At 44.2% G+C, this 21,682-nt stretch carries 18 protein-coding genes; 11 read left to right on the top strand and 7 right to left on the bottom strand.

The features are described from left to right. Window positions 1-236: 236 nt before the first annotated feature. Window positions 237-1,709, bottom strand: coding sequence for an aldehyde dehydrogenase family protein (locus C4B60_RS16305; protein ID WP_104059094.1), 1,473 nt, complete (start codon window positions 1,707-1,709; stop codon window positions 237-239). A 241-nt stretch (window positions 1,710-1,950) separates the two neighbouring features. Here C4B60_RS16305 and C4B60_RS16310 point away from each other — a divergent pair, with 241 nt between their 5' ends. The 11 genes from C4B60_RS16310 to pdxA all read left to right on the top strand — a co-directional run bounded on the left by C4B60_RS16310 (window position 1,951) and on the right by pdxA (window position 17,153). Continuing rightward, window positions 1,951-2,928: a sugar ABC transporter substrate-binding protein gene (locus C4B60_RS16310; protein ID WP_104059095.1), complete on the top strand. Its 978-nt coding sequence runs from the start codon at window positions 1,951-1,953 to the stop codon at window positions 2,926-2,928. Further along, on the top strand, window positions 2,925-4,370 hold the full coding sequence (locus C4B60_RS16315; RefSeq protein WP_104059096.1) for a sensor histidine kinase: 1,446 nt from the start codon (window positions 2,925-2,927) through the stop codon (window positions 4,368-4,370). The genes C4B60_RS16310 and C4B60_RS16315 overlap by 4 nt, the downstream gene beginning before the upstream one ends. A 59-nt stretch (window positions 4,371-4,429) precedes the next feature. Then, complete coding sequence (locus C4B60_RS16320) at window positions 4,430-5,959, top strand: response regulator (RefSeq protein ID WP_104059097.1); 1,530 nt, start codon at window positions 4,430-4,432, stop codon at window positions 5,957-5,959. Between the two features lie 32 nt (window positions 5,960-5,991). Further along, entirely contained in the window at window positions 5,992-7,038 is a 1,047-nt protein-coding gene (locus tag C4B60_RS16325) for a sugar ABC transporter substrate-binding protein (RefSeq protein ID WP_104059098.1), read from the top strand. An 809-nt stretch (window positions 7,039-7,847) separates the two neighbouring features. Further along, window positions 7,848-8,903 carry a sugar ABC transporter substrate-binding protein gene (locus C4B60_RS16330; RefSeq protein ID WP_245154033.1) on the top strand — a complete coding sequence of 352 codons (1,056 nt, stop codon included), beginning with the start codon at window positions 7,848-7,850 and terminating at the stop codon, window positions 8,901-8,903. Between the two features lie 91 nt (window positions 8,904-8,994). Next, window positions 8,995-10,515, top strand: coding sequence for a sugar ABC transporter ATP-binding protein (locus C4B60_RS16335; protein WP_104059100.1), 1,521 nt, complete (start codon window positions 8,995-8,997; stop codon window positions 10,513-10,515). 11 nt (window positions 10,516-10,526) lie between these two features. Further along, window positions 10,527-11,702, top strand: coding sequence for a sugar ABC transporter permease (locus tag C4B60_RS16340; protein WP_104059101.1), 1,176 nt, complete (start codon window positions 10,527-10,529; stop codon window positions 11,700-11,702). Window positions 11,703-11,875: 173 nt separating this feature from the next. Then, entirely contained in the window at window positions 11,876-13,558 is a 1,683-nt protein-coding gene (locus tag C4B60_RS16345) for a sigma-54-dependent Fis family transcriptional regulator (RefSeq protein WP_104059102.1), read from the top strand. Window positions 13,559-13,838: 280 nt separating this feature from the next. After that, window positions 13,839-14,843, top strand: a complete 1,005-nt coding sequence (locus C4B60_RS16350) for a 2-keto-3-deoxygluconate permease (RefSeq protein ID WP_104059103.1) — start codon at window positions 13,839-13,841, stop codon at window positions 14,841-14,843. 20 nt (window positions 14,844-14,863) lie between these two features. Beyond that, window positions 14,864-16,162, top strand: coding sequence for a four-carbon acid sugar kinase family protein (locus tag C4B60_RS16355; RefSeq protein ID WP_104059104.1), 1,299 nt, complete (start codon window positions 14,864-14,866; stop codon window positions 16,160-16,162). Further along, entirely contained in the window at window positions 16,155-17,153 is a 999-nt protein-coding gene (gene pdxA, locus C4B60_RS16360) for a 4-hydroxythreonine-4-phosphate dehydrogenase PdxA (protein WP_104059105.1), read from the top strand. The genes C4B60_RS16355 and pdxA overlap by 8 nt, the downstream gene beginning before the upstream one ends. Before the next feature lie 171 nt (window positions 17,154-17,324). On the opposite strand, the gene C4B60_RS16365 is transcribed toward pdxA, so the two are convergent. The 6 genes from C4B60_RS16365 to C4B60_RS16390 all read right to left on the bottom strand — a co-directional run bounded on the left by C4B60_RS16365 (window position 17,325) and on the right by C4B60_RS16390 (window position 21,665). Then, window positions 17,325-18,380: an LLM class flavin-dependent oxidoreductase gene (locus C4B60_RS16365; RefSeq protein ID WP_104059106.1), complete on the bottom strand. Its 1,056-nt coding sequence runs from the start codon at window positions 18,378-18,380 to the stop codon at window positions 17,325-17,327. A gap of 90 nt (window positions 18,381-18,470) precedes the next feature. Beyond that, the gene (locus tag C4B60_RS16370) at window positions 18,471-18,968 is read right to left on the bottom strand and encodes a GNAT family N-acetyltransferase (RefSeq protein WP_104059107.1); all 498 of its coding nucleotides are present in this window, start codon (window positions 18,966-18,968) and stop codon (window positions 18,471-18,473) included. 606 nt (window positions 18,969-19,574) lie between these two features. Then, window positions 19,575-20,015: a YybH family protein gene (locus tag C4B60_RS16375; protein WP_104059108.1), complete on the bottom strand. Its 441-nt coding sequence runs from the start codon at window positions 20,013-20,015 to the stop codon at window positions 19,575-19,577. Between the two features lie 35 nt (window positions 20,016-20,050). After that, on the bottom strand, window positions 20,051-20,425 hold the full coding sequence (locus tag C4B60_RS16380) for a YciI family protein (protein ID WP_104059109.1): 375 nt from the start codon (window positions 20,423-20,425) through the stop codon (window positions 20,051-20,053). 367 nt (window positions 20,426-20,792) lie between these two features. Next, window positions 20,793-21,113, bottom strand: coding sequence for a hypothetical protein (locus C4B60_RS16385; protein WP_104059110.1), 321 nt, complete (start codon window positions 21,111-21,113; stop codon window positions 20,793-20,795). 138 nt (window positions 21,114-21,251) lie between these two features. Next, entirely contained in the window at window positions 21,252-21,665 is a 414-nt protein-coding gene (locus C4B60_RS16390) for an organic hydroperoxide resistance protein (protein WP_104059111.1), read from the bottom strand. Window positions 21,666-21,682: the final 17 nt, after the last annotated feature.

A 21,682-nucleotide genomic window follows, 5' to 3' on the forward strand; every position in this document is an offset into this window, starting at 1 on the left:
CGCTATCTTAAAAGGCGGATTATTCAAGTAGATTGTGAACGTTTAATGATGGCAGTAACATCCAGTAAATGACGATTTCCTCTAAATCTCCAAAAAGAAACTGTTCCACGTGAAACACTCATCACTATCCCCCCTCTTACTTGCTTCGAATGAGCTAAAAAAAGCACCCCAGCCAGGCGCTTTCACCTGTTGCTGAAGTGCTTTTCTTATAATTTGATTGGTCCTGCTTCAATTGATTATTTTAATTTATTTATAAATGGTCCATAGTCACGCGGTGTGTGCTGGACGGACAGCCATTTTAATGTGGTGAATTCCTCTAGCACCCATTCTCCGTTAAAGCGGCCAAGACCAGAGTCTTTTTCTCCGCCAAACGGTACATGCGGCTCATCATTTACAGACTGATCATTAACATGGATCATTCCGGTATGAATCTTATGAGCGAAGGATGCTCCCCGTTCAATGTTTGACGTATGAACGGATCCGCTAAGACCAAAGGAATAATCGTTGACCATTTTAATGGCGTCCTCTTCACTGTCAAATGGGATAATGCAGGCAACAGGACCGAAAATTTCATTAACTGCGATCGGCATTTCATTCGTTACCCCTGTTAAAACAGTCGGCTCAAGCACATTGCCGTCTGCCTGACCGCCAAGGCGGATTTCTGCTCCCCGCTGAACACTTTCTTCCACATCCTCTAAAATTCGTTCCACCTGTTTGTTATTGATTAAAGGGCCGACAGCTGTATTTTCATCTCCAGGGTCACCATAGGTAAGCTTTCTGGCAAGCTCAAGGAACCGGTCCGTAAACTGCTCCTGGATATCCCGATGGACGAGGATCCGGTTAAGCGCCATACAAATCTGCCCCTGGTGATAAAACTTCCCGAACAATGCTGACTCAACAGCCTGGTCAATATCCGCGTCATCGAGGACGACCATCGCGTTGTTGCCGCCAAGCTCAAGCGCTGTTTTCTTCAGGCTGCCCCCGGCAAGCTCTCCGATATGCTTCCCTACTTCAGTCGAGCCGGTAAAGGAAATCAGACGGGGGATTGGATGTGTGACGATGTCATCTCCAATTTCAGAGCCGCGTCCTACCACAACATTCAGCAAACCTTTTGGCAGACCTGCCGCTTCAAAAATACTCGCAAAAATCAGTCCGCCGGTGACCGGGGTATCAGTGGCCGGTTTGATAACGACCCCGTTGCCTGTTGCAATGGCCGGGGCTATCGAACGAATGGCTAAATGAAGCGGAAAATTCCATGGGCTGATGATCCCAATTACGCCTAGTGGATTCCGATACACCCTATTTTCTTTTCCTGGAATTTGCGAAGGAAAGATTTTTCCCTCCATTTTGTAAGGGAATCGCACCGACTCTTTTGTAATATCAAGGGATGCCTGAAATTCAACCTCTGCTTTTACGATTGTACTGCCGGCTTCTTTTACCAGCCAGTCAACAATCAGGGCTTTATTCTCCTCCATGACAGCGATGGCTTTTTCCAAAACCTCCTGCTTCTTCTGAGGAAGCTCATTCTGCCATTCCTTTTGTGCACGGGCTGCAGCCTCGTATGCTTCATTTAAATCCTCTTTATCAGCCGACTGAATCGTCACCAGCTCTTCCCCATTAAGCGGATTTACATTCTTCACCGTCTTCTCGCTCTTACCCTTTCTCCATTCTCCATCTATATAAATACGTGAAAAGTTAGTAGTAAACATGATCAATCGCTCCTTTATCATTGATGGTAAGTCCTATGAAGACTTCTTCGATGATGGTTCTAAAAAATATGAAATGGTGTTTTCCATTTGTATTCCATCTACCCTCTTATGTACAGATCAAACGATTCAGTATGCTATCCACATGGACTGAATTCCTTTTTTACATATATATACTCCTTTTACCTTCTTTGCTATAATTTACTGAATACTAATTCATTTCTAAAAGGAGATGCCCTCTTTTATGAGAAAAATCGTTGCACTCATGGCAGCCGGGTTAGGAGGATTTTTATTTTATTCCACATTTCAGGCTGCTGGTGCTGTGTTTTACACGAATTGGCATTTGCCGGCTGAGTCAAAGGAGTCTCCTGACCGTCCAAGAGTAGCCTTCATTATGAATGAAATGGACCATCCATTTTGGGTGGAGGTGATAGCCGGTGCTGAGGAACAAGCAGAAATAGCTGGAGTCGATTTGGATGTCACGGGGATTTACGGAACAAACAGAGATGACTTTCTCCGCAAAATCGAGATAGCCATTTATTCGAAGGTTGATGGAATCATCGTTCAGGGGCTTGACCATGAAAAATTCAAGGAGCTCACAAAGCTTAAGGCGGCCTCCTACGGCATCCCGATTATTACCGTTGCACATGATGTTCCTAAAGAAGAAAGTCTCCGCAAAACCTATGTGGGATCCAACCAGTTTTCAGCAGGAGAGCAACTGGCAGCGCAATTGATCGAGGACATGGGGCCAGAAGGAGAAGTCGTGCTGATGATGAACGCCGAGCAGGAATATTTTCAGCAGCAGCGTCTTGATGGCATAAAGAACTACCTGAACGGCCACTCTGAAATCGAAACGATTGAAGCAAAAATTGGCGCCGACAGTAACCCTGATATTTCAGCCATTAGTGATCTGCTAAATTATTATCCTGAAACAGAAGCCTATATCGCCGTGAATGCTGCTTTCACACAAAATCTGGTGACTGAGATTGAAACAAGAAGCAAGGTTGATCCCTATTATCTTTATACATTTGATGAGGAGCGGGAAGCTTACGCATTACTTGAAAGCGGTAAAATTGACGGAATCGTTGAACAATCTCCGCAGGAAATGGGCAAAATCAGCGTTCAGCGAATGAAGGAGTGGCTGGATAAAGAGAATGTGCCTCTGGATATTGAAGGGTATTTTACCGAAACACGAATCATTAAGGATGCGGCGCCGCAATGAAGCATTTACAGAAGAAAATCTGGCTCCTTGCGATTGTTGTGCTGATTATCATGGTTGTGATCTGGATGTCTCTCACCTACTATAATCAAAAAATGCAGGATCAGTATAACCAAATACTTGAGCGGTATCTTATTATGAATGAACTGAATATGGTCAGTCAGGAGCTGGTTGGATCACTCAATTCGTATGTGTTAACTCCTTCTGATGAGAATATCAGAACCGTTGAACGCCATAAAAGCAGAATGAACGTCCTGTACGGACAGGTATCGGATTTCAGAAACGCTGAAAATGCATCCGAGCTGACGAATTATATGAATCTGACAGTGAGTCTTGTAGAGATGGCGGAAAGAGCCATCAACTTTCAAGCTGCGGGTGAAACAGAGCCTGCAAAAACAGCACTCAATGAGGCGCTCCATATTGCAGATTATGTATCAGAAATGAGGCTGTCTGTCATTGATAAGGAGCTCGTAACCTATGACATCGTGTACAGGGAGATTATTGACCGCTCTGAAAAGCTGAATGAGCTCGGTGTATGGCTATTAATCTCCATTATTCTGTTACTGCTATTTTTCACCTATTGGTTCTCACTCAGAATCACTCAGCCGCTCGAAAAATTGACGAACTCTGCCAGACAACTGGCAAAGGGGCGATTCGATATAAAAATAGAATCCGATTCAAAGGATGAGACGGCGATCCTTGCCGGAACGTTCGAGCAGATGAGAAGTAACTTAAATCAGCTCTTTATTGAAACCAAACAAAAAGCGAAATTAGAGGCTGAGCTTCAGGAAAGCAAATACTTATTAAAGGAAAGCCAGCTGCTTAGTCTGCAAAGCCAGATTAATCCGCATTTTCTTTTTAACACCTTAAACACCTTATCGAAAAAGGCCTATATGGACGGATCTGCAGAAACAAGTGATCTTCTTGTCAGTATCGCTGATCTGCTTAGGTACAATTTAAGGCATATGGACAGACCGACAGCGCTGCGTGAGGAAATTTATGTGCTCGAGCAATATATTCACATTCAAAAAGCGAGATATACAGATCGCCTCACCTTTATTCATGAGATAGATGAAGCAGGTCTCGATACATTGATTCCCGGCTTAACTCTTCAACCCATTGTTGAAAACGCTATCATCCATGCAGTTGAGCCTAGTGAGCACGGCGGCACGATCTGGTTTCGGCTAAAAAATGAGCCTGACAGAGTAATCATTGAGGTGGAGGATGACGGTCCGGGGATATCAAATGAAAAAATCGATGAACTGATGGCTGCAAGAGAAATTACAAGTGAAAAAAGCACAGGAATCGGATTTAAAAACGTGGTCCAGCGGCTAAGGCTTTTTAATGGCAGTGAACAGGTCGTGCAGATAGAAAGTGAAAGAGGAAAAGGAACGAAAATCATCCTATACATTTTTAAAAAAGAAGCCGTACCAGTCAATTACTGAGTTTAAATCCTTTCCCTGCTAAGTAAAATTACGAATGAGAATAGGAGCAGAAATACGATATGGTCAATGTACTCTTAGTAGACGATGAACAAATTGAACGTGACGGACTGCAATTAATTCTTGAACGGCACTTTAACAATCTTGTGGTCCATCAGGCGAGAAATGGCGGAATGGCGATTGAACTTGCAGAGCAATTTAGGCCTGATCTGGTGTTTATGGATATTCAAATGCCAGGCATTTCAGGTCTTGAAGCCATTGAACGGCTGCGTGCTGCCCACCCTTCTGCAAAATTCATTCTGGTTACCGCTTTTGCATCGTTCGAATATGCCCAGCAGGCGGTGAAGCTTGGGGTGAACGATTATATCGTAAAACCGAGTAAAATAGCGGAAATCGTTAAAACCGTGCAGGGTGTTCTCGATCAAATCAACCAGGAGCAAAGGTCCTCTGAGGAAATCAGGCAGAATCAGGACACCATTAAAAAAGCGATGGCTATTTTTGAAACGGACGTGGTCACTCAGCTGTTATTTGATCACGTACATGAAATTCATTTACACCAGCTTGTTGAGCTGCTTGGCATTCCGATTACAGAGGATAAATTTGTGATGAGCCTTTTGCTTCCTAAAGATGCTGCCAAGTCCTATTCAGCCGTAAAAGAGATCGTCAGGAAAACAGGCAGCGGATGGACAGGCGCTTTAAACGGGCGTCAAATTCCAATCATCGTTTTTAGGGAAGCCGGACGCTCATTTCGCCAGCAGGCCATTTCACTGGCAAATAAAATTCTTTCCTTAAGGGAGCATACTCAGGCAGAGTGGTTTATTGGAATCGGGAGTGTCTATAAGCCGATTGAAAAAATAAAGCAATCGTACCAGGAGTCCATCCTTGCGACGAGGAATGACCAGCAGCCGGTGAAGTATCAGTTTTATTCAGACCTCCCTTCTCTCACGCTGGACCTGTTTGCCCATTCCTATAAAGCCTATGAACAAACCTTTTACAGCTATCTTCATCATCAGCACTGGGATCAGCTGATAAAAGAGGTTGATACCATCATTGAAAAACTGGAAAGAGAAAACCAAACCGTTATCCAGGCACAAAAACAGCTGGCAGAAATCCTTTGGCTTCTCTCCTCTATTCTGGCTGACATGGGAATTGCAGTGGAGTTATCCGTCTACTCCTCGCAGGTAACGGACTATAAACAGCTCCGGGCCGAAACGGCTTATATGCTCCAGCGAATGAAGGATACACAGGAGGAGTACAATCTGCAAACTGATGGAGACATTATTGAACAGATCAAACAGTATATTATCGAGCATGCTCATGAGGATTTATCACTTGAACTGATCAGCAGGGAAGCAGGTTTAAGCCCCATTTATATGAGTAAGCTTTTTAAGGAAAAGCTCGGCATCAATTATATTAGTTTTTTAACCGAATGCCGGCTTGAAAAAGCGAAGAAGTTAATGCGGGATTCAGAGAAAAGCATGAAGGAAATCTCAATCGATATCGGCTATCATGACCCGAATTATTTCAGCAAGGTATTTAAAAAAGCGTTTCACATGTCTCCTACGGATTATCGTAAACAGCGTTTATCTTAATCACTATTTATTACTGAAGGGAATCAAAAGACATGAAAAAATGGCTGATCCTTATTTATACGACTCTCCTTCTGACCGCCTGCCTGCCCAGAGAGGAAGCAGCTGTAGAGAAACCCCTGCCGGAACCGCCTCCTGTTAAAAGCGCAGAAGAAATTAAGATTGGTTTCTCCATGGACACTTTAAAGGAAGAGCGATGGACAAAGGACCTTGAACTATTTAAAGAAGCAGCTGAGCAGCATGGGGCAGAAGTAGTGCTTGAAATTGCAGATGGGGATGATGTGAAACAGGTCTGGCAAACAGAAAAGATGATCAGTGAGGGAATTGATGTCCTCGTTGTCGTGCCGCATAATGCAGAATCAATGGCGGCCATTGTGGAAAGAGCACATGATGCAGGGATTAAGGTCCTCTCCTACGACCGCCTTGTACGAAATGCCGAGGTGGATTTATATGTATCCTATGATAATGAACAGGTTGGCATCCTCCAGGCACAGGCCATGACAAAGCTTGTGCCAAAAGGAAAATACGTTTATCTTGGCGGCGCTGAAACGGATTACAATGCTCATCTGATTAAACAGGGCGTGTTCAGCGTATTAAAACCATATATTGAAAGCGGAGAGATTACGGTCGTTTTTAATCAGTGGACAAAGGACTGGCTTCCGCAGTATGCAAAAGAAAATATGGAAGCTGCACTGCAGGCAAATAACGATGATATAGATGCTGTTATTGCAGGAAATGATGCGACGGCAGGCGGTGCAATAGATGCGCTGCAGGCTAACGGTCTCGCAGGTAAGATTCCGGTGGCGGGACAGGATGCAGATCTTCTTGGCGTGAGGCGGATTGTGGAAGGAACTCAGACTGTTACGATGTATAAGAGCATTGATGATTTGTCTCAAAAAGCGGTGGAACTGGCAATTAAACTGGCGATTGGGGAGGAGATTCAGGAGGATTTGAAGATTAATAATGGAAAGATTAATGTTCCTTCTGTGCTTCTTTCTCCTGTTTTGGTTGATGAGTCAACGATCCGGGAGACGGTGATTGCGGATGGGTTTCATCTTGAGAAGGAGGTTTATGCTCCTTAGCGGGATTTACCCTCTTAATGAGGCGTGTTGATTTCCACTGCAGGGGCATGCTTTCGGCGGGAGTCACCCCCTTCCGTTTCAATCAACTTCTAAGTATGGGATTTGGTGCTTCGGAATTCATTATGAGATGAGGATGACCTTCTAAATCGGGCGTGTTGATCTACACTGCAGGGGCATGCTTTCCGCGGGGCGGGGCTTGAGCTAACTTGCTGTCGCAAGTGGATCTCAAGCTCCCGCTTCCTCCCGCAGGAGTCAGCCCCTTACGCTTCAATCAACTTCTGGATAAGGAATTTGTTGCTATGTAATTATTTTGTTATGAGTGTGTCTTCTGAAAATTGCGTGTTGTTTTATTGCAGGACAGGTGATAACCAAATTATTTTATCCCCTCCTTTCCTTAAGACTTTCTCTAAAGTAACTAACCTGTTCTTTTTATTAGCAGTAAAATAAGGTGAGCGGAGCGGAGGGTGGCGACTCCTGCAGGATATGACGGCAAGCTGAGACTCTTTTGACGACAAAGGAGGCTCAGCGGCGTCCCTGCGGAAAGCGTCCATCCGAAGCGCAGTGAACCGATTTAAAAAGTTGGACAAATATGTCACGCCTTTTTTTGTTCTCTTACAGTAGAAAATAATGAATATTAAAAAAATACAGAACAATGATAATTTACTACCCTAAGTAAGCGTTTTCATATTGAATTGTGATGCTATATTTACCATGTGTTAGGTAATTACATTCTCGAAAGGGGTCTAATAACAATGGGGAAACGATCGAAAGCATTGGGGATGCTTGCTGCTGCGTGTTTAACAGTGGGGATGGCAGGCTGCGGAAATGATGGCGGATCAGGCAGCGGAGGGTTGGATGTAGGAATTGTCCTTCCGACGAAGGATGAAACGAGATGGGTCCAGGATGAAACGAGGTTCCAGGAAGCATTAGCTGATTCTGATTACTCAACCGAGATTTTATTCAGCCAGGGGTCATCAGCGAAAGAAAAAGAAAATGTAGAAACGCTTATCAGTAAAGGAATGGATGTCTTAATCATTGCACCTCATGATGGAGCTGCTGCCGGGGCTGCTGTAGAAGCAGCTAAAGATGAAGGAATTCCGGTCATTTCCTATGACAGACTCATAACCGATACTGACGCACTTGATTATTATGTCACTTTTGACAGTGTTGCGGTAGGAGAAGCTCAGGGGCAGTACCTAGTGGATAATGCTGAAGGAGACGGCATCCCGCTTTACCTGTATGCAGGAGCCGCTTCTGATAATAACGCCTTCCTATTTTTCGAAGGTGCCTGGAAAGCGCTTCAGCCAAAGATTGCTGATGGAACATTTGTCATCGCCAATTCAAGTGCTGCAGAAGGACTGAAGGATAAAGCGGAATTAGATCGTCAGGAAATTGGCAGCATCGTGGGTCAGCTGACAACGAACTGGGATCCAAACGAAGCAAAAAATAAAGCGGAAACGCATCTTACTTCTGCCGGTCCTGACCTAAAAGGTGATGTATCCGTTCTTGCACCAAACGATGGAACAGCGCGTGCGATCTCTGATGTTTTCGCTTCAGATGGTGCCGTTACAAGCTATACGATTACAGGTCAGGATGCAGATATGGCGTCAATTCAATACATTATTGACGGCAAGCAAACGATGACTGTATTTAAGGATGTTCGTACGCTTGTTGAAGATGCAATGGGCATGGCCGTTGATATCATCGACGGCAATACACCTGAGACAACTGCAACCTACGATAATGGCAGCATGGAAGTAAAAGCAAAACAAACTGACGTCATCGTCGTTGACCAGGATAACGTAAAAGCCGAGCTGATCGATTCAGGCTACTATGAAGCAAGTGATTTTACAGGGCTGGAGTAATTTCCTTTTATGATGGAGCAATCGTGCCGGTGATCCTGCTGTCACGATTGCTCTGCATTTCATTAAACTCTTGCCATAAGGAGGTAACAGGATGAGCGGAACGATTTTGGAGATGAAAAATATTTCAAAGGAGTTCACCGGCGTAAAGGCGCTCTCCAATGTCAATTTCAAAGTGGAAAAAGGAGAAATCCATTGTCTTGTCGGAGAAAATGGGGCCGGCAAATCAACACTGATGAAGGTGTTAAGCGGCGTCTACCCTTACGGAGAATATGACGGGGATATTATTTTTGAAAATCAGGTGCAAAAGTTCAGCAAAATCAGCGACAGCGTTGATACAGGGGTTGTCATCATTTATCAGGAATTAGCCCTATTCCCTGACCTCACCATTTATGAAAATATTTTTGCCGGAAATGAATTGCATCGCAAGGGCGTCGTGGATTGGAATGAAGCTGTCACACGATCAAAGGAATTGCTGGACAAAGTAAACCTCCACATTAATCCTGAGACTTTAATTAAAGACATCAGTATCGGAAAACAGCAATTGGTTGAAATCGCTAAAGCACTGAGTAAACGAGTGAAGCTGCTGATTTTAGATGAACCGACTGCTGCTTTAAATGATACAGACAGTGAAAATCTTCTTTCCCTTTTAAGAGAGCTGAAAAAACAGGGTATTACCTCGATCATGATTTCTCATAAATTAAATGAAGTCATTTCCATCGCAGATAAAGCCACCGTTCTTCGTGACGGCAAAACCATTTGTACACTGGACGGTGCGAAGGGTGAAATAACAGAAGGCGCCATCATTAAAAACATGGTCGGCCGGGCGATTGAAGACATCTACCCAAAACGAAAAGTGCCGGCTAAGGGCGACAAACTGCTTGAGCTGACTAACTGGACCGCACATGATCCAAGAATCGGCAGAAACGTAGCCGAGGATATTAATCTCCATGTGAACTACGGAGAAATCGTCGGCATCGCCGGATTAATGGGTGCAGGCAGAACTGAATTGGCGCTAAGCATTTTTGGCAATTCAAAGAAATATAAAACCGACGGAACGATTAAAGTGGATGGAAAGCCGGTAAAGCTTGCTCATACAAGTGATGCGATCAAAACAGGAATCGCCTACGTTACAGAGGATCGTAAGGGAGACGGATTATTTTTACTGCAGGATATTAAAAATAACATCTCCATTTCCAATCTGAAGGAGCTCTCAACCTATGGGGTTGTGAATCAAAACGAAGAAATACGGACAGCGGAGAAATACAGAATTTCTCTCGGCATTAAAACCCCTTCGATTCAGCAAAAGACAGGCAATTTAAGCGGCGGAAACCAGCAGAAGGTATCACTCGGTAAATGGCTGTTTGTTAATCCAAAGCTGCTAATTTTAGATGAACCGACCCGCGGGATTGATGTAGGGGCAAAGCTTGAAATTTATACAGTGATGAACAAACTCATTGAAAGCGGCATGAGTATTATTATGATTTCCTCAGAGCTTGGCGAAGTACTCGGCATGAGTGACCGGGTGTATGTGATGGCAAAAGGCCGGATTAGAGGCGAGCTTTCAGCCACAGATGCCAATCAGGAAAAAATAATGGAACTCGCAACGCAATAGGAGTGAAAAAAATGAATTTATTGAAAGAAGCGAAAGCGTTACTCAAACATAATATCCGTGATTACGGCATGTATATTGCTCTTCTTGTGATCATGCTGATCTTTACAGTGATGACAAATGGTTTATTTATGTCCTCACGAAATATCAGTAACTTAATTGACTCGGCCGGCTATATTGCTGTACTGGCTGTTGGGGTTATGCTTGTTATTATTATCCGTCACATTGACTTGTCTATCGGATTTCTTGCAGGTTTCCTTGGAGCAATTGCTGCGATATTATTAATGCAGTTTAGTATGCCTGTTTATCTTGTTATTCCAATCATTTTACTGCTTGGTATGCTTGCAGGCTCGGTTACTGGGTTTCTTGTGGCAAAGGTCGGGATTCCCGCTTTCGTTGCGACGCTTGCAGGTTGGCTGATTTACCGGGGTGCCCTGCTTCAGGCCACGGAAAAGTCAGGCACCATTAACGTCACCAATGACGCCTTTAACGCAATCGGCAATGGGTACATCCCTTCGATTGCTGAGGTTGGAGGCCTTCACCTGCTGACGCTGCTTCTAGGAGCAGCAGCCATCATCTACTATATTTTCAATGCGATCAAAAATCGCAAAAACAAAATCCGGTATAATTTTGATGTTGTCTCTTTTCCTCTTTTTATTATCCAGCTTGCTTTTGTATCCTTCCTAATGGGGTATATTACCTGGATTCTTGCAGGGTACAACGGCTTCTCCTGGACGTTGATTATTATTCTTCTTGTCTTAATTATTTATCATTTTGTCACGACCAAAACGGTGCTTGGCCGTCATATTTATGCGGTTGGGAGTAACCCTGAGGCTGCTCATCTATCCGGAATTAATGTCAGTAAAATCACTTTTATTGTTTTCGGTTCGATGGGAATGCTTTCAGCACTGTCAGGGATTCTTTTCACCTCCCGACTACAATCTGCCACGACAACAGCGGGTACGCTTTTTGAGCTTGATGCAATCGCTGCTGCCTTTGTCGGTGGTGTATCAGCTGCCGGCGGTGTTGGGAAAGTAACAGGTGCGGTTATTGGAGCGGTGGTAATGGCGACGCTTGTAAATGGGATGAACCTTTTAGGGGTTGGAATTGCGTCCCAGTACATGATCCGTGGAGGCGTACTGGCATTAGCAGTTATTTTTGATGTGATGACGAGAAGACAAAGAGCTTAATAATTTAACGCCCGGCTGAAAATAAAAGCCGGGTTTTTTGATTTTCGTCTCCCCCTCTAACTCCGTTAAATGAGTGCCCCCAGCAGTTTTCTCCCTATCATCCGTGACATGAATAAGCGGATATGTCATAATAAAAAGTGTTTTAATATGCAACAGGTTAGGAGTCGAACTGCATGAAAGCAATGTTAATTGCACCCTACAGCGGTATGGCGGAAGTAGTAAGACAGCTCACCCTGCCGCCTGATGTGACCCTTGAGATCAGGGTAGCAAATTTGGATGAAGGCGAAGAGTTTGCCCGGCAGGCGGAGCTTGAGGAATACGATGTGCTGATCAGCCGGGGAGGCACCGCGTTAACGATTGAAAAGACGGTCTCATTGCCCGTCATCCATATTGGCATTACCGGCTATGATATGCTCCGAATTTTTACATTAATTAAAAATATGAATAAAAAAGTTGCGATGGTGGGGTTTTCTTCTATTACACAAGGAGCCGCCACTCTTTGCAGCATTCTTGAATATGACATTGAAGTCAAAACGGTTCATACACGCGAGGAAGTAAAGCCGCTTCTAGAAGAGCTGAAATCACAGGGCTTTCAGGCAGTAATCGGGGATGTTATTACTGTACAGACAGCAGAGTCAAGCGGGATCCAGGGCGTTTTAATTACGTCAGGAAAAGAAGCCCTGCTAGAAGCTCTTGAAGAAGCAAGGCGTGCATTTATGCTCTCGAGAAAAGTGAAGCATGATTTTTCACTTCTTCATGAAACTTTTACTCAATTCCCTTACCCCATGTCGGTAATAGATCAGGAACTGAAGATACGGGAAAAGAATCATGCATTCACGCAACTGGTGGACGGAAATGAGCTTTCGTTTACGTCCATAAAACGGACGATTTTCAATACGGTCAATGATAAAAAAGCAAGATGGACGTCACTTTCCGTTGGCAGGCGCACTTATATGCTTCAGACTTTCAGGGTCAATTCCTATTTAGCCGGATTATTGTTTTACCCAATTGGAGGCTACGGAGATAACAAAGCCATATCCATCCACTATGATGTGAAGCCTATGGCTTTAATTGGCGACAGCACTTATACAAAATCTTTGAAAAATCAGCTGAAAAAGCTTGCTTCCCAGCACAAGCCAGTCCATATTATCGGCGCGCCCGGAACCGGAAGATCAGCAGCCGCTTTATTGTTGCATGCAGAACGATGTAAAGAAGCGCCGTTAATCTCGATTGATGGTGAATATATGGATGATAAAAGCCTTGAGACACTGGAGCATATCCTTCGACCACTTCACCAGGGAACCTTACTCATCAATCATTTACAGATAGCAGACGAGAAGATTACAAAGAAAATCGATCAACAGCTCAGATATTTATCTGCTGATATACAAATCCTTTATATTGATAACCCTCCCTACACAGAGCATAAGGAGGCTGAGGCCATCCACCTTCTGCCACTGACACAAAGAAAAGCGGATATCCCTGCTTTTGCGCATTATTTTTTAACCTCTTTTCATATGGAGGCCGGCAGTGACACGCTTGGGATAAAACCGGAAGCAATGGAGCTTCTCAAGCAGTACAACTGGCCGGGCAACCTGAATGAACTTAAGCAGACAATTCATGAACTAAGCCGGCAGGCATCCAGCTACTACATTGAAGAGGAAGCAGCTAAAAGTTTGCTTGAAGCGAAACAAGTACAAACCACCTCAAGCCCGCTTCAAACCGAAGGAACCTTAAAGGAAATTGAAAAGCGGATTATTGACCAGGTGCTCCAGGAAGAAAACGGAAACCAGTCACGGGCTGCAAAACGGCTTGGCATTAACCGTTCAACGTTATGGAGAAAATTAAATGATTAGCAGATGACTTTGGGACATATATCAATAATGTTTAAAACGTGAGGTGAACAAAGCGGATGTGGCGACTCCAGCGCAGTGAACCGAACGAAAGAGGATAAGACAAACAGTTGTCTTATCCTCTTTATTTTATGGTTTTTGTTTATTTATGCAACACTTTATAAAAATAAAATTTTTCCATCTAATTATCTGTTGCAAAAAAGCGCTTACAGGTTTAACATAAATAATTGAAAGCGCTATATAATTTAATTTTTCATAAAAAATGAACAAAGGGGATAGAAAAATGAAGATTAAAGCTACACTTGATCGTATTCCTGGTGGTATGATGGTAGTACCGTTGTTGCTTGCTGCAACACTTAATACCATCGCACCTGATTTATTGCGAATTGGAAATTTTACACAAGCATTGTTTGTGGATGGAGCAAGTACATTAATTGCCCTTTTCCTTTTATGTACCGGCGCCCAGATTAATTTTAGAAATGTCGGGGTCAGCCTTGGTAAAGGGGCCACACTTTTAACAGTCAAATGGATTGTCGGGGCAGCTGTTGGTTTGCTTGCCTATATGTTCGCCGGTGAAAATGGGCTTTGGCTCGGACTGGCGCCAATTGCCGTTATTGCTGCAATGACAAACAGCAACGGCGGACTTTATGTAGCACTTGTTGGCCAATACGGCGATAAAACCGACCGTGCAGCTTATTCACTTCTTGCATTAAACGACGGGCCATTCCTCACGATGGTCGCTTTATCAATCTTTGGGGCAATGGGCTTTGTAGACGGACTATTCTCCGTAACATCATTTATCTCTGTCCTGCTTCCAATTGTAATCGGGATGATTTTAGGAAATCTTGATGAAGAAATGAGAAGCTTTTTAAATAAAGGAAGCTCTATGCTGATTCCGTTCTTTGCCTTTGCTCTTGGGATGGGCATTAACTTCGGGGCCATTATTGAAGGCGGTCTTGCCGGAGTTGTGCTTGGACTGTTAACGGTTTTTGTTACAGGTACAGCAGGCTACTTTGTGTTTAAAGCGATGAAATGGAATCCGATCGTTGGAGCAGCGGAAGGATCAACAGCCGGGAATGCCGTGGCTACCCCTGCTGCGATTGCTGCAGCAAGTGCCGGATTTGCAGCGAATGTGGAAATTGCTACTGTTCAGGTCGCTGCATCTGTTGTAACAACTGCCATCCTCCTGCCTCTCTACGTGGCTTTCCTTGTGAAAACCCTTGAGAAAAAAGGAGTCAGACTGCCTGAGGATTATTTAACAGAAGAAGAACCGAAAAACGCATCTTAAACGTAGAACGAGGGATTTTAATGGAAAAAAGGATCGGAATTATAGCAGATGATTTAACAGGTGCGAACGACAGCGGTGTACAGCTGACGGAAAAAGGAATACCAACCTCCGTGCTGTTTGATCTGCCTGACCGGTCGCACCACCTTGACAGCGGTCTGGTCATTGATACCAATGCCAGAGCGCTGGTTCAGGAAAAAGCATATGAAGAGACAAAAAAAGCCGCTCTTTATTTAAAGGAAGCCGGCTATCAGACCATTTATAAAAAAATGGACTCCACACTAAGAGGGCATATTGGAACAGAGCTGAAAGCAGTGAAGGAAGTATTCAATCCGGAATTTGTATTCATCTCCCCTGCTTTCCCTGCTCTGCATCGCACAACAAAAGATGGTATACATTATATAAAAGGTCAGCCATTAGCCGAAACCGAGATTTCAAAAGACCCGAAGCACCCCGTCACAGAATCCTCTATTCCCTGCCTCATTAAGCAGGAAATCGGAGAAAAAGTCGGGCTGATAACAAAAACTGAGGCAGCAGATGAGCACTCTTTTACAGATCGGATTCGCTCTTTAAAAGAACAGGGTATTGATTACATTGTTTGCGATGCTGAAACGGAAGAAGATTTGCGTCTGTTCGCACAACGAATGAACAGCATTTCCTCAAATGTTATTTGGGCAGGGTCTGCAGGACTTGCAGAGGTGCTTCCTGAGGTGTTACATTTTCACACTAAGCCTGAGGTACGCCACATTCAGCCGGCAGATCAGGTAGTTACCGTCTGCGGCAGTCTGTCTGGTGTAACGCAGGAACAGGTTCGCTACGCTGCAGATCAGGAAGATGTCGTAGGAGTGGAAATTAATACACTGAGTATTTTCTCCTCTGAATGGAGAGAAACAAGGGTTCTTTATATAAAGCAATGTGAAGAAGCAATAAAAAGCAAGCTGCATCTGGCCATCTTTGTTCCTTCAAATTCCGATATTAGAGAAACGGTGAAAAAGCGCGGACAGGAGCTCGGGTTAACCAGCTATGAAATCGGTGAGCGTATCTCTACTGCTCTCGGGGAAATAGTAAAAGAGCTTGCCCTACGCTTCCCCCACCTCCAAAGTTTTGTTTTAACAGGCGGCGATACGGCTAAGGAAACAGCAAAGCTGCTTGGCGGAAATGGCATCAGGTTAATTAAGCAAATCGAAGCGGGCATTCCTGCCGGCGAACTAATTGGACCCGACAAAGCAATGACCATTGTGACAAAAGCCGGTGCGTTTGGCGATAAACAATCGATTTACCGAGCAATGCGTGAACTGAAAGGAGCAGCGATTTATGAGTAAAAAACCGATTATTGGCATTACAATGGGTGACGGCGCTGGAGTCGGACCTGAAATTATTATAAAAAGCCTGCAGCATAAACATTTGTACGAGGAGTCTCATCCGGTTGTAATTGGAGATGCATCACGTCTTGAAAAAGCGGCTGCATTACTTGATATGAACGTCACGATTAAAAAAATCAGTGAACAGGATTCGCTGACTTCAACCTCTTACGGGGAGATTCATTGTCTGGATCTCCATCTGCTGTCAGCTGACCTTCCATTTGGACAAGTATCTGCTGAAGCAGGAAATGCTGCTTTTCACTATTTAAAAAAAGCCATTGAACTTGCGAATGAAGGGAAAATTGATGCCATCTGCACAGCTCCTTTAAACAAAGAAGCGCTTCATAAAGGCGGCCACCAATACCCGGGTCACACAGAAATCCTAGCTGAGTTAACGGGCACGACTGATTTTTCGATGATGCTTTCTTCACCTAAGCTGAAGGTCATTCACGTTACGACGCATGTAGGGATCATCGATGCCATCAATATGATCAAACCGGAGCGTGTCCTGAAGGTCATTGAGCTTGCACACGAGACCCTTTCAAAATCAGGCATCCAATCACCAAAAATCGGTGTGTGCGGCATCAACCCGCATGCCGGAGAAAATGGTCTCTTTGGCTACGGCGAAGAAGAAGAAAAAATTATTCCAGCCGTTGAAAAAGCACAGGAAAACGGAATCAATGTAGAAGGTCCCCTTCCGGCTGATACCTTATTCTTCCGTGCCCAGCGCGGTGATTTTGATATCGTCGTCGCTATGTACCATGACCAGGGCCACGGCCCAATCAAGGTACTCGGTCTTGAAGCAGGTGTTAATATCACCGTCGGCCTGCCGATTATCCGCACAAGCGTGGACCACGGAACCGCCTTTGATATTGCAGGAAAAGGCATTGCTGATGAAGGAAGCATGCTGGAAGCTCTTCGTCAGGCAGTTGAACTGGCTCCTGAGAAGTAAGAATGAAGCACCCCGGGAATGAATACGGGGTGCTTTTCGTTTCACGTGAAACAGATGGGAAGACGATTAAAAAAATGATGGGTGCAAAAAAGCACCAAAGCCTTAGAAGCCCTAGTGCTTTTCCTATTGTGGTTTAAAGAATCTGAACTTCTCGGGCTTAACTACTATACCCTAAACCTGCTGCTCAGCCTCCCACAACTCAACCTCACTCCGAACAATCGGTGCTACTTCCTTCCCTAACAGCTCGATCGCTTTCATGACATCCTCATGCGGCATGCTGCCTACTGGAACGTGAAGCATAAAGCGGGTGATGCCGACTATTTTTCTGAGATGGATGATCTTTTCGGCGACTGTTTCAGCATCACCTACGTAAAGCGCTCCCTCGAAGCTGCGCGCTGAATCAAAGGTAGAACGGTCATAATGGCCCCAGCCCCGCTCTCTTCCCAGCACATTCATGACCTGCTGGGTTGGCGGGAAGAATTTATCCGCTGCGATTTCCGTGCTTTCTGCTACAAAGCCGTGGGAATGAGAAGCAACCGGCAATTTTGACACGTCGTGGCCAGCCTGTGCTGCTGCTCTTTTATACAGCTGAACGAGCGGAGCAAACTGACGCGGACTGCCGCCTATAATCGCAAGAACGAGCGGCAGACCAAGCAGACCTGCACGAACGACGGATTCACTGTTTCCGCCGCTTCCAATCCAAACCGGCAGCGGGTCCTGCACAGGACGAGGGTAAACACCGAGGTTAGTAATGGATGGACGGTGCTTTCCTGACCAGGTCACTTTTTCAGATTTTTGAAGCGTAAGAAGTAAATCAAGCTTTTCATCAAAAAGCTCATTATAATCCTGTAAATCGTAGCCAAACAACGGGAAGGATTCAATAAACGAACCACGCCCTGCCATGATTTCTGCCCGGCCGTTTGAAATGCCGTCAAGCGTGGCAAAGTCCTGAAATACACGAACAGGATCAGCAGATGAAAGAACCGTCACGGCGCTCGTCAGTCGAATCCTAGTTGTTTGAGCAGCCGCAGCAGCCAGTACAACAGCCGGTGAAGAGGCTGCAAAATCCTCACGGTGATGCTCTCCGACTCCAAATACGTCCAAGCCTACCTGATCTGCAAGCACAATCTCCTCTACAACCTCGCGTATTCGCTGCGCGTGGCTGATAACCTCTCCTGTTTTAACGTCAGGGGTTGTTTCCACAAAGGTACTGATGCCAATTTCCATTCCTGCTCACTCCCGGGTTTTATGTATGTAAGTAAATTTTATCAATCCGTTTTGTAAATAGCTAAAAAAGAGCCTCAAGGGCTCTATTTACTAACACAGCTTTAAATGTAAAATGTGCTGTGGACCCTTGGGCCCTATATAAATTTCGTTATGATCCACAAAACCTAATTTCTTGTAAAGATTGATAGCAGGACCGTTTCTTTTGTTCACGCCAAGAACAACTTCATTTACATCCGGGAGTATTCCTGTAATAAATCCAGGCAAAAGCTTGAGTGCTGCCTTTGCAATTCCTTTCCCTTGATATTTCGAATTGATTGAAAAAGAAGTGAGAAGGATCGCCCTCTGATTTTGACTGTACTTGGCAAGTTTTTCTCCTTCCTCCAAAGCAAAATAACCAACCGGTATACGATTGTCAAGAATGACGATATGCTTAGCGTTAGCTGAAAGCTTTGGATGGTTCAACTTCTCCAAAGGCATACTCGTAAATTGATGCTGCTCCTCATTTAAATGAAACGCTGCTAGTTGGTCGTCATATACGGGATTGTATTGGGCTAATTCCACCTGAACCTCTGTCTTCTTCAATTCCATTTCAGCACCTCGTTCTATCCTATTTACTGTTAAACAAACGTTTGATTACCTGGTTCTTTAATTGTAGTCCTAGGTTTAGAATAACTAATACGCTTCTTCATTTAATGCCTGCACGGTTGCACAACCCCTTCAACTAGATCAGAGGAACTCAGCCCCCTGATAACACGATCAAAATAGGTATTTCTTTCTTCAGAATTATACATATTTATCCACCCTCGGGAACCGTTCTTGGGTTCATTGGTATATTCCTTTCGATCGGTGCCTTGACTACTTCAAAGGAAAGCAAATCAAAAAAGATTTCCATAACGGCTTTGTCTACTTCACTAGCGCTAATCGTATTTAGTACGTTATTTATGCTCTTACTCGTAAATGTCAGTAACTAAAAAATAGACTGTGACAAAACAATTATTTTATAAACGTGAGGTGAACGGAGCGGAAGGGGGCGACTCCTGCTTAGAGGAAGCGGGAGCTTGAGATCCACTTGCTGTAAGCAAGTTAGCTCAAGCCCCGCCCCGCGGAAAGCGTCCCCCTGAAGCGCAGTGAACCGGGTTTAAGAGGGTGAGATACATTTGTCTCACCCCCAATTCTTCCTTATTTTTCGCTCCATTACCTTAAGTCAAACATCCCTTTTCCTGTATCCATATTAATGGGAAGTGAGGAGTGTTCATGTGAGATGAGCCATGAGTCATTTTGTTTTTTCAAACCGAACGTAAAGCGGTTTGTCATTTGACGGCTTTTCTCTCCGGACTGTTCAGTGTAACCGGCGAACGTAACCGCACAATGGACGAATGCGAGATCATTATTTTCTTCAATTGTTACATCAGTAAACTCTACTTTAAGCAAGTATCCTTCTTCCTTTAATCCATTAAACCACTCGACCACATTATCTTTCCACAAAGAAATACCCTTCCACTCCCAGTGTCCCCAGCTGTCATAAATATGTACATCATCACTATAAGAAGATATGAATTTCTCTACATCCCTTTCGTAAATGGCACTTTTATAATTTTCGAGAACGTCCTGAACTTTATTCATACCACTGTTCATAAAGTCATCTCCTTAATCTTGATATTTATAATTCTTTATTTATCATTTTTAAAGAAATGAACCGGACGGATTTCAGTGCGCCACCCAAACTCTTCTCCCTTATCTACTTGTGTGGTCGGATGGATGGAGGCAAGTTGGATCGCCTCTTCCATGTTCTCAGCTTCCAAAATAAACACGCTGCCAATCAACTCGTTCGTTGCTGCAGGCGGCCTGTCTGTTACCATCACTTTTTCTCCCACACGACGCAAGCTCTTAACCTCTGACTCCAGTCCCGCATCAAGGAGCACCTTACCGCTTTCATATAGTTTATCCGTGTACGGCTGGCATTCATTCATCAACGCTTCTACCTCTGCCCCTGGCAGTGCATGCATTTTTTCAGCGTTAAAATAACCCATACATAAAAATATCATTGTCATCTCTCCTCTATCATTTATAGAATTAACGGTAAACAAAGTTTGGTCAGTTCAATTAATACTTCGTTTTGATATTTGAATATTCAGTAAAATTATTGGAGTTTCCTTCCACCTGTCTTTAGTTAAATATAATCCATAAGAACAAGTGGTACAAGCTAAAAAGAAGCAGTTCAAATGTTTGTGTCAGCCTCTTTTGCCCGGTTCACTGCGCTTCAGGGGGATGCTTTCCGCGGGACGGGGCTTGAGCTAACTTGCTTTCAGCAAGTGGATCTCAAGCTCCCGCTTCCTCCCGCAGGAGTCACCCCCTTCCGCTCCGTTCACCTCACGTTTCTAAAATTATTATTATGTCCCAGCCTCCAAATCCTTACACACGCTCTCCCTTTTTTCCTAAAATGACAGCCAGTCCAAGAAAAATATATGGGTAGGCTAAGAGGATTAACTCCATCAAGCCCAAATTAAACAATACGGATGAGTATCCGTCTTCATGATATCCCCCATCTGAATAATAGCCTGCTCCGGTCATATACAGGGCGACAATTACATAACCAGCCAGTGAAATGGCAGCAAGGATGATGCCTATAAAGGTAAATTTGAATCTCATAAATGCTCCTGCAAACACTGGTATATAAAGTAATCCCAGTACCAGCAGGTAAAAGAATAAATACATTGGCTGGTAAACCCCCATAGCAAACTCCCCTTTTGATAACTTCAGTTTATATCCACTAGTTATCTCCACATCTACTATATAGGAATTCTTTCCATAAAAAAATACCAAAGGCTAAAACGCCTTTGGCAGATAGATTGTTAGCTGCATTAGTTAAATTTATGCAGTTCTTACGTTAAAGCTTACATCCACATTCCCGCGTGTAGCGTTTGAATACGGGCACATTTTATGCGCTTCGTTTACAAGGTTTTGGGCTGCATCCTGATCAAGGCCTTTTACAAGGACATCCATTTCAACCGATAGCACATAGCTTCTATCGTCTTTATTCAGCGATACATGCGCTGTGGTTTCAGAGCCGCCGTGCTCGACCTTGCTCATCATGGCCACCATATTAAGCGCTGAGTCAAAGCATGCTGCATAACCCGCTGCAAAAAGCTCTTCCGGATTGCTTGCCTCTTTACTTGCGTTTGGTCCCGGCATAGCAAGTGCTACGTCGACGACTCCGCTCTCTGAACGAACATGTCCTTCACGGCCGCCTACTGCTGTTGCTGTTGATGTAAATAGTTTTTTCATCATCCATTCCTCCTGTA

This window comes from Jeotgalibacillus proteolyticus (genome assembly GCF_002926065.1).
Lineage (GTDB): Bacteria > Bacillota > Bacilli > Bacillales > Jeotgalibacillaceae > Jeotgalibacillus > Jeotgalibacillus proteolyticus.

What these genes read in the sequence shown, in the direction of transcription:
- C4B60_RS16345 (WP_104059102.1), top strand. Translation starts at nt 11,876, where the DNA reads ATGAAAGCAATGTTAATTGCACCCTACAGCGGTATGGCGGAAGTAGTA.
- C4B60_RS16365 (WP_104059106.1), bottom strand. Translation starts at nt 18,380, where the DNA reads ATGGAAATTGGCATCAGTACCTTTGTGGAAACAACCCCTGACGTTAAA.
- pdxA (WP_104059105.1), top strand. Translation starts at nt 16,155, where the DNA reads ATGAGTAAAAAACCGATTATTGGCATTACAATGGGTGACGGCGCTGGA.
- C4B60_RS16375 (WP_104059108.1), bottom strand. Translation starts at nt 20,015, where the DNA reads ATGAACAGTGGTATGAATAAAGTTCAGGACGTTCTCGAAAATTATAAA.
- C4B60_RS16380 (WP_104059109.1), bottom strand. Translation starts at nt 20,425, where the DNA reads ATGATATTTTTATGTATGGGTTATTTTAACGCTGAAAAAATGCATGCA.
- C4B60_RS16305 (WP_104059094.1), bottom strand. Translation starts at nt 1,709, where the DNA reads ATGTTTACTACTAACTTTTCACGTATTTATATAGATGGAGAATGGAGA.
- C4B60_RS16320 (WP_104059097.1), top strand. Translation starts at nt 4,430, where the DNA reads ATGGTCAATGTACTCTTAGTAGACGATGAACAAATTGAACGTGACGGA.
- C4B60_RS16385 (WP_104059110.1), bottom strand. Translation starts at nt 21,113, where the DNA reads ATGGGGGTTTACCAGCCAATGTATTTATTCTTTTACCTGCTGGTACTG.
- C4B60_RS16340 (WP_104059101.1), top strand. Translation starts at nt 10,527, where the DNA reads ATGAATTTATTGAAAGAAGCGAAAGCGTTACTCAAACATAATATCCGT.
- C4B60_RS16355 (WP_104059104.1), top strand. Translation starts at nt 14,864, where the DNA reads ATGGAAAAAAGGATCGGAATTATAGCAGATGATTTAACAGGTGCGAAC.
- C4B60_RS16390 (WP_104059111.1), bottom strand. Translation starts at nt 21,665, where the DNA reads ATGAAAAAACTATTTACATCAACAGCAACAGCAGTAGGCGGCCGTGAA.
- C4B60_RS16370 (WP_104059107.1), bottom strand. Translation starts at nt 18,968, where the DNA reads ATGGAATTGAAGAAGACAGAGGTTCAGGTGGAATTAGCCCAATACAAT.
- C4B60_RS16310 (WP_104059095.1), top strand. Translation starts at nt 1,951, where the DNA reads ATGAGAAAAATCGTTGCACTCATGGCAGCCGGGTTAGGAGGATTTTTA.
- C4B60_RS16330 (WP_245154033.1), top strand. Translation starts at nt 7,848, where the DNA reads ATGGCAGGCTGCGGAAATGATGGCGGATCAGGCAGCGGAGGGTTGGAT.
- C4B60_RS16350 (WP_104059103.1), top strand. Translation starts at nt 13,839, where the DNA reads ATGAAGATTAAAGCTACACTTGATCGTATTCCTGGTGGTATGATGGTA.
- C4B60_RS16335 (WP_104059100.1), top strand. Translation starts at nt 8,995, where the DNA reads ATGAGCGGAACGATTTTGGAGATGAAAAATATTTCAAAGGAGTTCACC.
- C4B60_RS16315 (WP_104059096.1), top strand. Translation starts at nt 2,925, where the DNA reads ATGAAGCATTTACAGAAGAAAATCTGGCTCCTTGCGATTGTTGTGCTG.
- C4B60_RS16325 (WP_104059098.1), top strand. Translation starts at nt 5,992, where the DNA reads ATGAAAAAATGGCTGATCCTTATTTATACGACTCTCCTTCTGACCGCC.